This window comes from Undibacterium sp. Ji50W, from assembly GCF_049340445.1.
Lineage (GTDB): Bacteria > Pseudomonadota > Gammaproteobacteria > Burkholderiales > Burkholderiaceae_D > Undibacterium.
In genome coordinates this window covers 194,099-207,623 of sequence record NZ_JBMPOX010000004.1, presented here as the reverse complement: position 1 = coordinate 207,623, position 13,525 = coordinate 194,099, and the positions used below count along the sequence as shown (strand labels likewise).

Genomic DNA, 13,525 nt, shown 5'->3' with positions numbered 1-13,525 from the left:
AAGCATCGAAAGAAATGCAACTTCGCTCACGTAACAGCCGCTGCTAGAATTCGATGGTACCGATACCATTTTTAGTTTCTGTGATGCTGATGGTTTCAGTCAAAGAATTAAAACAATCATCGATATGTCTTTTGGAAATATGCAGAGATGACACAAGAAAGTGAAGCACGAAAACGCCGTGGATCAGGACGCGCCACCATCCATGATGTGGCACGGGCGGCTGGTGTCGGCTCCATCACGGTGTCGCGCTATTTCAAGCAACCGGCGCAAGTGTCAGCGGCGCTCAGCCAGCGTATTGCGGCAGCGGTAAAAAGCCTGAACTACCTGCCGAATCTGGCAGCAGGCGGGCTGGCGTCCACTCACGCACGGATAGTCGGCATGGTGATACCAAATATCTCAGGGCCGATCTTTGCGCACACGATACAAAGTTTCAGTGATGTGTTGAATGCGCATGGCTATCAGCTATTACTGGCATCCAGTTATTTTTCTGTTGAACAGGAAGAGGCTGCGGTACGCACCTTCCTCGGCTGGTCACCGTCAGCACTGGTGGTGACCGGTCAATACCACACCAGGGCCACCGTGCAATTGCTGAATGCAGCGAATATCCCGGTGGTGGAAACCTGGGATTACCAGCCGCGCCGCAAATACATGCAGGTAGGATTCTCTCACTATGAAGTCGGGCAACAGGCTGCACGCTACCTGTTGAAGAAAGGCTACAAGCGCGTTGCCTTTGTGCAGAACAGTGTGGCCAGTGATGAAAGCGCCATAGATCGCCGTGATGGTTATGCCGATATCATGCGAGAAGCAAATCTGGAACCCTGGTTCTTTCTGCCCACCGCTGCAACGCCTTTTGATGCCGGCAAGCAGGCCATGGAAACCCTCGCCATGCGCAAGCGCCATGCTGCCGAAGCCATCATCTTTGCCAATGACAACCTGGCAGCATCCGCCATTCTTGCAGGGCAACGCGCAGGTATACGCATGCCGGAACAATGTGCGATTGTTGGCTTTGGTGACTATGCGATGTCATCTATGTTATTGCCCAGCCTGACCACCATACGGCCACCGGCAAAAGAGATCGGTGAAATTGCCGCCATGCGCATACTCGAAAGCCTGGGTGAAATACCGGCAAGCAAAAACGTGCAACGCCTGAACCTCTTGCAATGCGAACTGCTGGAACGCGAAAGTGCCTGACGACCCAATCCACCTCAGGCTCAAGACAACACTAAGAAAGTAACTTATGAAAAAGTCAGTTCTATTTATTTTTCTGAAAGCCAGTTTGCTGTTCAGCTTGGCTGCGCATGCTGCCGACGACCATCTGATAGGCATAGGCTTTCAAAAAGGCAGCGGCCTTCTATCCGTGCTGAAAGCGCAGGGCACGCTGGAAAATGCCTTGGCAGCGCAAAAATTCCAAATCAAGTGGATAGAATTTCCTGCCGGCCCGCAATTGCTGGAAGCCTTGAATAGCGGCAATGTAGACTTTGGCCTGACCGGTGCACCACCGCCGATATTTGCCCAGGCCGCTGGAGTGGATTTGCTGTATGTCGGCGCGGAACCTTCCTCGCCAACATGTGAGGCCATACTGGTACCAAAAGATTCCCCCATCAAAAGTGTCGCTGAACTGAAGGGGAAAAAAGTCGCCTTCCAGAAGGGTTCCAGTTCCAACCTGTTGATACTGGCCGCCCTGCGCAAGACTGGTCTGAGTATGCAAGACATACAAGCCATCTACCTGTCACCGGCAGATGCCCGTGCCGCCTTTGTCAGCGGCAATATCGATGCCTGGATAGTATGGGACCCATATCTGGCATCAGTACAGCACAGTTTGCCAGTCAGGGTATTGGCTGATCATCAGGGCTTGCTACCAGCAAACAGTTTTTACGAAGCGTCACGCCGCCTGGCAGAAAAACATCCACAGGCTTTGAACATCATCCTGGGTGAACTCGCCACCACCGGTGCCTGGGCCAGCAAAAATCCACAACAACTTGCCAGCATTATTGCCGCGCAACTGGGCATGCCGCTGGATGTGATCAACACCTGGCAACAACGCAGTCGCTATGGCGTCATGCCGGTAAGTGCTGCGGTTGTGAATCGCCAGCAGGAAATTGCTGACCTGTTCTATCAAAACAAACTGATACCCAGAGCCGTCAAGATCAGTGACAAGGCCTGGGTGTGGGTGCCCAAGGCGGACAAGTAAGCACCACTCACGAAGAAAATCAAAATAAGGTTTAATATGGCCTTGACTTAGAGCGCACTCTAACTTCTACACTCCTTGCCATGACGACACCTCTGACCATACAGCAAGCTGCTGCGGTAACCGGATTAACTGTTCACACCTTGCGTTATTACGAACGCATAGGCTTGCTGGACCCGGTGACGCGGCAGGACAACACGCACAGGCTGTACCGCGAGGAAGATATCCTCTGGATACAGTTTTTGCTGAAGCTGCGCACCACCGGCCTGCCCATACGCGACATGTTGCGGTATGCCGAATTGCGCAGGCTGGGGAATACGCCAGACAGTCTGTCAGCACGGAAAGACTTGCTGCAACAGCATACCCATACCGTGGAAAAGACGCTCGCTGAACTGCAAAGCAATCTGAAGGTCTTGCACCAGAAGATTGCCATGTACGATACGCTGGAAGCAAACCTGCCAGCGAACGTCGTCACTCAACCATCGTTTTTCGAGGACGTTTCCAATGAGCACAACAAACAACATATCAGCCAATATTCCAAACCACATACCAAGGCGCCGACTGGGCGTTGACGGTCCCCTGGTTTCTGCCATCGGCCTGGGCTGCATGGGCATGAGTGAATTTTATTCCCATCGCGATGATGCCGAATCCATCGCCACCATACACCGCGCGCTGGAACTGGGTATCAATTTTCTCGACACGGCAGATGTCTACGGTCCGCACACGAATGAAGAACTGGTCGGCAAGGCGATCAAGGGCAAGCGCGAGCAATGTTTTATCGCCACCAAGTTCGGCATCGTACGCAATCCGGCGAATATCTATGAACGCGGTGTCAGTGGTCGCCCGGACTATATACGGACATCGGTAGAAGCCAGCCTGAAACGCCTGGATATAGAAACCATAGACCTGTATTACCAGCACCGTATCGACCCCAATACGCCGATAGAAGAAACCGTTGGTGCACTGGCAGAACTGGTGAAAGCAGGCAAGATCCGTTACATAGGCTTGTCCGAAGCATCACCTGCCACGCTGGAGCGCGCCCATAAAGTGCATGCGATTACCGCCCTGCAAAGCGAATATTCACTCTGGACCCGGGACCCGGAACAAGGCGTGCTGGCCATGTGCCGTAAGCTGGGTGTCGGTTTTGTGCCATACAGCCCTTTGGGTCGTGGCTTTCTGACGGGTGCGATTACCCGGCCAGATCAGTTTGCGGAAGATGATTACCGTCGCAATAGCCCGCGCTTTCAGGGTGACAATTTCAGCAAAAATCTGCTGCTGGTCGACAAGGTAAGGCAACTTGCCACACGCTATGCCTGCACACCATCGCAACTGGCACTGGCCTGGGTGCTGGCACAGGGTGACGAAATCGTACCTATTCCAGGCACCAAGCGCAGGACCTATCTGGAAGAAAACAGTAAGGCCTTGTCGGTCAGCCTGACCGCCAGTGATCTGGAAGAACTGAATCTATTGTTCCCTCTTGATGCAGCAGCCGGCACCCGTTATACCGCAGAAGGCATGAAAATACTGAATGGCTGAGTGGCTAAATTTCAGGCATCAACACTGAGATAGGTGTAGTAGTATCGACCCAAGCTACTTCATGAAATGCGACCGGGGCAAGAGCAATCCTGCCTCCGGTACCATTCATCAATAATTCTCATTGATGTTCTTGACCCATCGGTTCCACACACCTTTATTGTTATTCATGAACACAGCTGAATCTTCTGAATCAATATAACTCTGTATTTCTTCGGCACTATCTTCACTAATCGACAATTGTTTCAAATTCCAGACCAGCGTACTCATACCCAAAGTGCTCTTGCCTGCATCTATGCGCATGCGCTCTTCCACGTCCTGCTCTATTGGCCGGTAGCCAACCGGTGTCTTGCCTTCAGAGTATTCGATATCGTCATCGGTAAAGTTAGTGTCATCACTCATGGCGGCTTTTTTATTGCCAAGATCGCTTTCGCTTGGCTCACTGGTCGATGCATCCGGCTCGGAATGCACTTTCAGTTTTCTCAGCCATTGGGTGTCGTTGCCGTCTGCGTCAACCGGTGCCAGTTCACATTCAAAATCGGCGATACCTTTTGCGTCATCCCTGCCAGTCACTTTGACTTCATACCTGAGCCAGCTTTTCAAATCATTGATCCAATACTTTGCCCGTTTCTCTATATATTGGTAGTGATGCGAATTGGCTTGTGCAGTAATGGGAAAAAGATTCTGTTCCGATCCCGGGCCGCCCAAATCACCATTCAATAAATGCCCACGAATCTTGACGCCATTGTTTTTCATATGCGTACTGATATGTTTTTTGGCAACAGAAGAACTTGGCTCACCTCCCTGGGGATGATCCGGCCCCAGGGGATTGGCCACCATGGAAATACCAACAGTCTCCTTGGAGGTAGATAATTTTCCGGTTTCAAAGCTGACTTTGGTTTTCTTTATATTGGCCGTACTGGCTTTATCACTATAACCTTTGAGTTTGGGGCCATTGCCATTATCTGTGACCGTTGCAGCGGCAAGCTGAACCACAGGGCTTCCACCGCCAGCCATATGCACAGTACGTGCCGACCTGGCATCCATCATGGCCTGGTAGGTCTTGAGTTGCATTGCCTGTGGACTATTGTCCGCCATTTCCTGCAGCTTGCGTTGTGCAATGGCTTGCGGACGCAGATCTACGAACCCAAGCGGATTGGCGAATTGTTGCAAGGGTTTATCCTGTGCAAACGCATTCTGTCTTGTGTCTTCAGCAGGTGTACTGACGCGCGATTTCATGTGTGCCCTGATGACATCCCGGATGATGGCAGATTTCGCATCATAATTTAACATGCACGGAAAGTCAGGCAAAACATGAAACATAAGGCCAGGATTCAATCCTTGGTAGTTGCGCCCAGGCTATAACGCAAGCCGACCCAGATCATGCGCGGTGCGCTGGGGGTATAGAAATTGCTGCCTTTGGCCCCGGAATTGCTGTAACCGCCATTGGCAGTGATGGCATACGGCCCCAGTTGGCCGGCAGTGTCGTAGCGCTGATCAAACAGATTACTGATGTTGATCACTAACTTCCACTGCGGATTGGGCCGGTAGCTGCCAGACAGATTGACCACGGCATAACCCGGCATGCTGCCTGCGCCCAGCTTGTTGATGCCATCGGCGACATGGGCATTGTTTTCATTACCCCGCAAAAAACTCTTGCCTATGGCCAGCAATTCAAGGCCCGCAGAAAAGTGTGTATCGAATTCATAATCGGCATGTGCCTTGAAAATCTGTTGCGGTATCAGCTGTATCTGGTCACCGGGTTTAACCGTGATGTTGCCACTGGCATTGGCCGTGCTATTGTATTCTGACCCCAGGCTGTCGCTACTCTGGTAAGTAGCCTTCATCCAGGTGTAATTCAGTCCGAAGCTGATATGAGCCAGCTTACCGGAGACACCTGCCTCCAGCCCCTGCCGCCGGGTCTGGCCGACGTTTTTGAAGTAGCCGGTCGCTGCAGAATTCGCAACGAAGAGTATGTCATCCAGATTATCGCCACGGAACACACCCGCATTCCAGGCCATTTTTTCTATCAGTTTGCCTGTCAATTTACCACTCAGCCCAGCCTCCCAGGTTTTGGAAACAACCTGTTTCAATGCCGGATCGCCAGCCATGGAATTGGGCAGGCGGCAACCGAAATTGGGATCGGCACAACCCAATTCTATCGAGGTGGGTGCACGGCTGCTTTCGCTATAACCCAGATAGGCATTGATGGCCGGATCTGGGGTAAAGCTTACCCCGAGGGCAGGATTGAAACGCCGGAAGCTATGATCGCCATCCAGCGAACCGCGCTGTCCGCCCTGGGTCGTGGCATTGTTGTAGGGGTAGAGCGTGTCAGTATTTTTCAGTTCAGTGCGGTTGTAACGGCCCGACATGGTCAGATGCCAGCGGTCAGCCAGTGACAAGGTATCGCTGCCGAACAGGCTCCAGGTCGCAGTCTGTCCACTCAAATCAACCCGCTGGTCAAAGGCGTTTTCAGAATTCTGGGTGCCATCTGCATAGGCATTGACAGGGGTAATGCTGCGATCGGCATTCAGGTAGCCAAACTGGCTAGCCTGCGAAAAACCGGTACGGCTGGCATCATAACCAGCACCAATGACGAACTGATTGGCATAGTGCACCGCCTTGCTCAGGAAACTTAACTGGCCGCTGACACCGTAATTTTTCTGACGGGTACCGGTGCCAGTGATCAGGCCGCTGCACTTTTCATTGGGTTCCGTGTTCATGCCTGCCTGTGCAATGCAACGCCAAACGGGGAAGGCATTGGTGGCACTGGTCCTGCTGTTGCTGCTTTCAATCACCGGGCTATATCCATGCGCCAGCAACCAGGCCTTGTCTGTTGCCTGCCCGGTGTAATACACAGATTCACCAAGCGCATCTTGATTCAGGTCACCATTGATGGTCGCTGTGCGGGTGTTGCGGTAATACAGATTACCGGCCAGCAGGACATGTTCGCTAAGACTGGACTTGCCTTGCAGATTCACGAAGCCAGCGTGGTTGCGGGTCACATCCGGTTTGGTATACACGCTGGCGTAGTTAGTGGCCAGCAACTGCTGTTCCTGCGAGCCATTGCCCGTCATTTTACTGTCGGCCCATGCATAACTGAGCTTCACACTGGTTTTACTGTCGTGCCAGCCCAGCTTGCCAAAGAACTGCCCCAGGCTGGATGGTGAAGCATCGCGCCAGCCATCTTCCTGATAGGCATGCGCCAGCAAAAACCAGTCCAGCCCGCGCTCGTTGGCACCACCATGTTCCAGCCCCACAGACCGCCGGCCATAGCGCCCTGCACCGATTTCTACGATCGTACCGGCATCATGCAGGCCATCCTTGGTTTGCAGGGACAGGGCACCACCCAGGCTGTTCAAGCCAAACAGAGGATTGGCCCCCGCCATCAGGGTCAGTGCAGCGATGGCATCTTTGGGGATCAGGTCCCACATCACGACATCACCAAAAGGCTGATTCAGGCGCACTCCATCCATATACACCGACAAGCCTTGTGGTGTGCCCAGCAAGGGTGACGCTGTATAGCCAAGGTAATTCACATCATTCATGAAGGGATTGCCCTGCACATCATTGACATGCACGCTGCCCAGGCTGCGGTTGAGAAAATCAGAAAAATTCAGGGCACCGCTCTTGCCCATATCCCGGCTAGTGGCAGTCTGGACCGCAGCAGGGATTTGCTCCCTGGCCAAGCCCATGTCCGGCAAAGGCGTGGTGCCTATGATTTCCACCACCGGTGTCGCGCCCATGTCAGTTGCCATCCCGGCCTGGCTCGTCAGCCCCACGAACAGGGCAGAAAGTAGTCGGACCTGTGGCCTGGGTGCAGTTGGTGTCGGCATTGATACATACGCTCGTTTACACAATACATATTAATTTAACATTATTACAATATCATTGTCACGAAATTAATATTTAATCAATTCCGTATAATCTTTCAATTTGACAACTCATCGCATACAATTTACTGAGCGAATCAGCGTAAACCAATTAGCGCCATGGGAGCCAAGCATGCACGTATCGCAGACCGTTTTCCACGCCGGCCAGTTGCCACTGTTCTCAACTGCTCCTTCGCATCACGCCAATCAACTGATCCTGCTTTTCGCGAGTACAGCGCTGTTGTCTGATCCCGCCAATTTTCTTGCCGTCCGTACTGCGTTTCCAGATGCCCTGATTACGGGTTGTTCCACCGCTGGCGAAATTCATGGCACCACCGTCAGTGACGACACGATCGTGGTAACTGTTATTAATTTTGAACACACCTGGCTGCGGCTGTCCAAAGTGGATATCACCGACGCCTCGCAAAGTTTTAGTGCAGGCCAGGCAATCATTGAAGGTTTGCCGCCAGATGATCTGGCACATGTGTTGATCTTCTCTGATGGTTTGAAAGTGAATGGAACAGAGTTGACGCGTGGCCTGAAAGCCAGCCTGGCTCCACATGTTGAAGTAACCGGTGGTCTTTCAGCAGACGGTGCCAATTTTGAGAAAACCCTGGTCTGTGCCAATGATATTCCGGCGGATAGCCAGATCGTGGCTATCGGCTTGTATGGACAGCGTATCAAGGTCAGCTATGGCTCACTCGGCGGCTGGGATTCTTTCGGACCAGACCGGCAAATCACGCGTTCCAAAGGAAATGTTCTTTACGACCTGGATGGCAAGCCTGCCCTGGAGCTGTATAAAAATTATTTGGGTGAACACGCCGCCGGTTTGCCATCGACCGCCTTGCTGTTCCCATTGTCGTTAAGAAATGCCTGGCAACACGGCAGCGACGCTACAGGAAATAACGGCCTGGTACGCACCATACTGGCCATAGACGAAACCGACCAAAGCATGACCTTTGCCGGAGACATGCCAGAAGGTGCCTATGCACGTTTGATGAAAGCCAATTTTGAGCGACTGATAGATGGTGCCAGTGGTGCCGCACAAATTTGTGCCGGATCATCATCCAATCCGGCTGAACTTGCCTTGCTGATCAGTTGTGTCGGACGCAAACTGGTACTCAAGCAAAGAATAGAAGAAGAGGTCGAAGCGGTGCACGAGGTACTGGGCGCACAAACCATGCTGACCGGCTTTTATTCCTACGGCGAGATTTCTCCCCACATGTCTGGCGGCCCCTGTGAATTGCATAATCAGACAATGACCATCACCACCTTCCTAGAGATCTGATCTATGCACAATCTGCTTAGACGCCAGATCAACCGTTTTATGGGAAGTGTTGAAGCGCTTCCGGCAGAATTTGACAAACTTTTCGCAGCGATTGATGCCACCTACAAACAGGCAGACATTGACCGCGAGATGACTGAACGTTCACTCGATATCGCGTCACAAGAAATGCTGGCGCAAAACCGTACACTGGCAGAAGAACTGAAAGTGCGCAAAAGTGCCGAATCGAAATTGATCTACCTGACCAATTACGATGAACTGACTGGTCTGGTCAATCGCAATCTTTTGAGTGATCGTCTGGAGCATGCGCTGGCCAGCGCCGCAAGACACACACACAGGGTGGTACTGCTGACTTTGGGGCTGGATCATTTTAAGGTCATCAATGATAGTTTGGGCCCTGGGGTTGGCAATGAATTATTGAAAATCATCGCCGAGCGACTGAGCATCTGCGTACGCGGCAGCGATACCGTTGCCCGTTTGGGCGGCGATGAATTTGCCCTGATCCTGACTGAGCAAAGCGAAGAAGGCAGCAATATTGACGCGCCACTTGTGGGCAATAGCAAGGATTTCTTTTATCCGCACCTGACAGAAATTCTGCAACGGATATTAATTGCCGTTTCAAGAATCATCTTGCTGGCAGACCAGGAATTGCAGATTACTTGCAGCATAGGCGTCAGTCAATATCCTAAAGATGGCGACAGTGCAGACTTGCTGCTGATGAACGCGAATGCCGCATTAAGCAGCGCCAAACAATTGGGCCGCAATAACTATCAGTTTTATACATCCGATCTGAGTACCCGGCTGAGCGAAAAGCTGACCATGCAAGGTAGGCTCAGACTGGCACTGGAAAGGGAAGAATTCATTTTGCATTATCAGCCACAGGTTGATTTGCGCACAGGCCGGGTGGTGGGTCTGGAAGCCCTGGTCCGCTGGAACCAGCCAGAAATCGGCATGATTCCACCTGGCAATTTCATCAGCCTGGCAGAAGAAACCGGCCTGATCATTCCTATCGGCGCATGGGTCATACGCACCGCCTGTATCCAGTGCAAGGCTTGGCAAGATGAAGGGTGTGGCACCTACAGGATTGCTGTCAATCTGTCCGTACGCCAGTTCGGCCAGCCCGACCTGCTGACTTTTATTGCTGATGTATTGGCAGAAACTGGCCTGGCCCCGGAATACCTGGAGATAGAGTTGACCGAAAGCCTGGTCATGACTGATGTGGAACGCTCCATCGATATCTTGCGCGGACTCAAAGCCCTCGGCGTGCAGTTGTCGATTGATGATTTTGGAACCGGTTATTCCAGCCTGTCTTATTTGAAGCGCTTCCCTATTGACGTATTGAAGATAGACCAGACCTTTGTACGCGACATAGAAAAATCGGACGATGCGGCCATCGTCAAGGCCATCATTTCCATGGCGCATAGCCTGGGCATGCACGTCATCGCCGAAGGTGTGGAAACCGAAGCACAATGCGAATTTTTGCGCGTCCACCTGTGCGATGAAATTCAGGGCTATCTGTTTTCCAAAGGCTTGCCAAAGGATGAAATAGAACTGTTGTTGCGTGAAAAGCGGCAACTCCCTGACCGGCTCTTACATTTTTCCAGTCATGTCCGCACCCTGCTACTGGTCGACGATGATGAGAACATTCTGGCGGCACTCAGGCGCGTGTTACGTAATGAACAATGCGTCATCCTGACGGCAACCAGCGGACAGGCCGGGCTGGATATACTCGCCGGACAAAAGGTGGACGTCATCATCTCGGACCACCGCATGCCAGGCATGACAGGTGTCGAATTTTTGCATAGAGTGACACAAAAATATCCAGAAACGATCAGACTCATTCTGTCCGGCAATGCGGACTTGCAATCCATGATAAATGCCATCAATGAAGGCACGATTTACCGCTTCATGAACAAGCCATGGGATGATTTTCAGCTACGCTGGCATCTGAGCGAAGCATTCAGGCACAAGGAACTGCTGGACGAAAACAGACGTCTTAATCTGGAGATACAGACCAGCAACCTGGCTTCCGCCAAAGAAAATCGTAAAGTTACAGACGCCGTACCAGTCAAAACACCAACAAGCAGACCCTGATCCAGATGGCAGAGAAACAGGGGAACAGGGGAACAGGGAAATAGAGGGATCGATGAAACTATCCACCACACTCATTTGCAGCTTACTTTTCACCTGGACAGGATTATGCGCTGCGACACCAGCAGACGCTGCACGCCCGATGATAGTCGTGAATGAAGAAGATGTAAAACGTGATGAACCACCACCCCACGGTGCCATAGGCATGTCTACCGCCTATCGCATCAGTGACGCAGCACCAGCGCCGCGCAGCATGGAATTCAGGAAACGCATATTGCATCCCAAGGCAGAAATTGGCTTGCACCGCATAGACCACGACGAAGTCTATTACGTACTCTCTGGTGAAGGCTTAGTTCATTCCGACGGCATGACCCAGACCCTGAAACCGGGCATGGCTGCGTATTTATACAAGGGTGCCACGGTCGGTATCAAGCAAACCGGGGCACAGCCACTGAGTTTGATCATCAGTTATCCCACTGTTGTGCATTGATAATTGTGTATTAATAACGGCGCATTAATAGTGACGCATTAATAAAGGTAATCAATTCGAAGGACGATGCCGTCGACATCACCATGGCACCGCCCTTCGTCCACGAATCAATAAAAATTAACTAGTGGACTGTAACAGTTGAAACAGAAGTGAAAGACGCTTGCCCGGCGATCAGGGCAAGGAGCAAAGCACAGCGATAGTGAACTATCGCGAGCATTTGCAACGCAGCCATGGTCGTCGCGCAAGCGGAAGGCACTTTGTTTTCAATTGTTACAGTCCACTAGATTCAAGATCGCCAGTGCGCCACCGGGGAATTGCAACTGCCGGCCTTCGTTCACGCCGCCCAGATCGATGGGCGCAAAGCCCAGACGTGCGGCCAGATCAGCAACGACCTTTTTTGCATCTGCATCTTGCCCCGCAAGGAACAATACGCGGCGACCACCATCGGCTTGCGGGTCTGCCTCCAGCACGTTGGCGATAAGATGATTGAAGGCCTTGACCACGCGGGCACCTGGAGCAAGGTCAGCCACCACTTCACTGGAAGCGCGACCTCCGAGATCGACAGCCTGGTATGAAGGCACTTCAACAGCATTGTTGGCATCGATCAGGATGCGACCATTCCATGGCCCCACATCCTTCAGCGCTGCTGGCAGACGATCCCAATTGACGGCAACAAATACCACATCAGCCTGGGCCGCTTCTTTTGCACTCACAGCCGTGATGTGCGGACCAAGTTCATTGGTCAAGGCGAGCAAGGATTGTGGTCCACGGCTATTGGCGATAGATGCAGGTATGCCGTTACGGGCAAGTTTGCGAGCGATAGCTGAACCGATGGCACCTGCGCCGATGATAGCGATTTTCATGATGTTTCCTTTAATTTGGTTAAACCTGAGTTAAAACTAAGTTAAAACTGAGTTGAATAAGTTGTCTTGCTGGGTAGTACTTTAAGCGCTTCCAGCTTTTAGCAGTAGTAGTAATCTGATAGAATCATTTTCAAGCATTCGTTGAAAGTGAAATAATGGAAACCCTGGCCAATCTGGAGTCTTTCGTACGCAGTGCCGAAACCGGCAGTTTTTCGGCAGCAGCGCGTCGGCTGGCGCTGACACCTGCGGCAATCAGCCGCAACGTCGCGCAGCTGGAGCGCAATCTGGGCGTAAAATTGTTCCAGCGCAGTACACGTGGCCTGACCCTGAGCGAAGCGGGCGAACGTTTCCTGCAGTCAGTGCGTGGCAGTCTGGATGGAATACAAGGGGCTATTGCGGACATTACGGTGAATGCGGGGCAACCTGCAGGAGTACTCAAGTTGAATGCGGCACCGGGGTTGGGGATGGATTATCTATTACCCTTGATGCCCGCTTTCCTTGAGCGTTATCCGGCAGTGACACCTGACTGGTTCTTTGATAACCGCCCGCTGGACTTGATATCAGGTGGATTTGATGTGGCCTTTGGCGGTGGCTTCGATCTGCCGCCTGGCATGGTGGCACGCGAGTTGGCGCGAATACATTTAATTGCGGTAGCGTCGCCTGCTTTCATGCAAGGGAAACGTCGCCCCAAAGACCCATCCGGGCTTATCGATCTGCCGGGCATAGTGATGCGCTCACCACTGAATAACCGCATACGCACAAGACTTATGCGCAACAGTGACGGCACAGAACTGGCAGCGCTACAAAACCCTGTCATGCTGGTCAACGATCCGGAAGCACTTTGCCGCGCTACCCTGCTAGGACTGGGCGTCAGTCTGGTAGCACTGCCCCATGCCGCAGCACATCTGGACAGTGGCGCGCTGGAACGATTGCTACCCGACTGGTATTGCGACGTCGGATCAATTTCGCTGTACTTCGCCAGTCAGAAACTGCTACCCGCCAAAACACGCGCATTCGTCGATTTCGTCACTCATGCTTTCCGTACACAGCAAATGCCACAGATACTGCCTGCGCATAACAAGTCGGGCAAGCGCAAGGCCTGACCAAGAGCAAACACCAAGCAGACACCAGCTTGCTATCTTGCCATGGCATACTCCGCTTCGTACGCAATGCAATGCGATGTATTCCGGAACATATCGTCGC

11 protein-coding genes are annotated in these 13,525 nt (G+C 52.2%); 8 read left to right on the top strand and 3 right to left on the bottom strand.

Annotated elements, in window-relative coordinates; genetic code table 11:
- Window positions 1-147 precede the first annotated feature (147 nt).
- The 4 genes from ACO0K9_RS09510 to ACO0K9_RS09495 all read left to right on the top strand — a co-directional run bounded on the left by ACO0K9_RS09510 (window position 148) and on the right by ACO0K9_RS09495 (window position 3,724).
- Window positions 148-1,191, top strand: coding sequence for a LacI family DNA-binding transcriptional regulator (locus ACO0K9_RS09510; protein WP_422984170.1), 1,044 nt, complete (start codon window positions 148-150; stop codon window positions 1,189-1,191).
- Between the two features lie 46 nt (window positions 1,192-1,237).
- Window positions 1,238-2,191: a sulfonate ABC transporter substrate-binding protein gene (locus tag ACO0K9_RS09505; RefSeq protein ID WP_422984168.1), complete on the top strand. Its 954-nt coding sequence runs from the start codon at window positions 1,238-1,240 to the stop codon at window positions 2,189-2,191.
- Between the two features lie 80 nt (window positions 2,192-2,271).
- Window positions 2,272-2,760, top strand: a complete 489-nt coding sequence (locus ACO0K9_RS09500) for a MerR family transcriptional regulator (RefSeq protein ID WP_422984166.1) — start codon at window positions 2,272-2,274, stop codon at window positions 2,758-2,760.
- Window positions 2,693-3,724, top strand: a complete 1,032-nt coding sequence (locus ACO0K9_RS09495; RefSeq protein ID WP_422984164.1) for an aldo/keto reductase — start codon at window positions 2,693-2,695, stop codon at window positions 3,722-3,724. Before ACO0K9_RS09500 ends, ACO0K9_RS09495 begins: the two co-directional genes overlap by 68 nt.
- 108 nt (window positions 3,725-3,832) lie before the next feature.
- Here ACO0K9_RS09495 and ACO0K9_RS09490 read toward each other — a convergent pair whose 3' ends face one another.
- Both ACO0K9_RS09490 and ACO0K9_RS09485 read right to left on the bottom strand, forming a co-directional pair.
- A complete protein-coding gene (locus tag ACO0K9_RS09490; RefSeq protein ID WP_422984162.1) occupies window positions 3,833-5,014 on the bottom strand; it encodes a hypothetical protein in 1,182 nt (393 codons plus the stop codon).
- Window positions 5,015-5,055: 41 nt separating this feature from the next.
- Window positions 5,056-7,557, bottom strand: a complete 2,502-nt coding sequence (locus ACO0K9_RS09485; RefSeq protein WP_422984160.1) for a TonB-dependent receptor — start codon at window positions 7,555-7,557, stop codon at window positions 5,056-5,058.
- A gap of 169 nt (window positions 7,558-7,726) precedes the next feature.
- Here ACO0K9_RS09485 and ACO0K9_RS09480 point away from each other — a divergent pair, with 169 nt between their 5' ends.
- From ACO0K9_RS09480 to ACO0K9_RS09470, 3 genes are read left to right on the top strand one after another with little or no spacing between them, the layout of a single operon-like run.
- Complete coding sequence (locus ACO0K9_RS09480; protein WP_422984158.1) at window positions 7,727-8,881, top strand: FIST signal transduction protein; 1,155 nt, start codon at window positions 7,727-7,729, stop codon at window positions 8,879-8,881.
- Between the two features lie 3 nt (window positions 8,882-8,884).
- Window positions 8,885-10,972, top strand: coding sequence for an EAL domain-containing protein (locus tag ACO0K9_RS09475; protein ID WP_422984156.1), 2,088 nt, complete (start codon window positions 8,885-8,887; stop codon window positions 10,970-10,972).
- 52 nt (window positions 10,973-11,024) lie between these two features.
- Complete coding sequence (locus tag ACO0K9_RS09470; protein WP_422984154.1) at window positions 11,025-11,459, top strand: cupin domain-containing protein; 435 nt, start codon at window positions 11,025-11,027, stop codon at window positions 11,457-11,459.
- 263 nt (window positions 11,460-11,722) lie between these two features.
- Here ACO0K9_RS09470 and ACO0K9_RS09465 read toward each other — a convergent pair whose 3' ends face one another.
- Window positions 11,723-12,322 carry an NADPH-dependent F420 reductase gene (locus ACO0K9_RS09465; protein ID WP_422984152.1) on the bottom strand — a complete coding sequence of 200 codons (600 nt, stop codon included), beginning with the start codon at window positions 12,320-12,322 and terminating at the stop codon, window positions 11,723-11,725.
- A 155-nt stretch (window positions 12,323-12,477) separates the two neighbouring features.
- On the opposite strand from ACO0K9_RS09465, the gene ACO0K9_RS09460 reads away from it, so the two are divergent.
- Window positions 12,478-13,425 carry a LysR substrate-binding domain-containing protein gene (locus ACO0K9_RS09460; protein ID WP_422984150.1) on the top strand — a complete coding sequence of 316 codons (948 nt, stop codon included), beginning with the start codon at window positions 12,478-12,480 and terminating at the stop codon, window positions 13,423-13,425.
- Window positions 13,426-13,525: the final 100 nt, after the last annotated feature.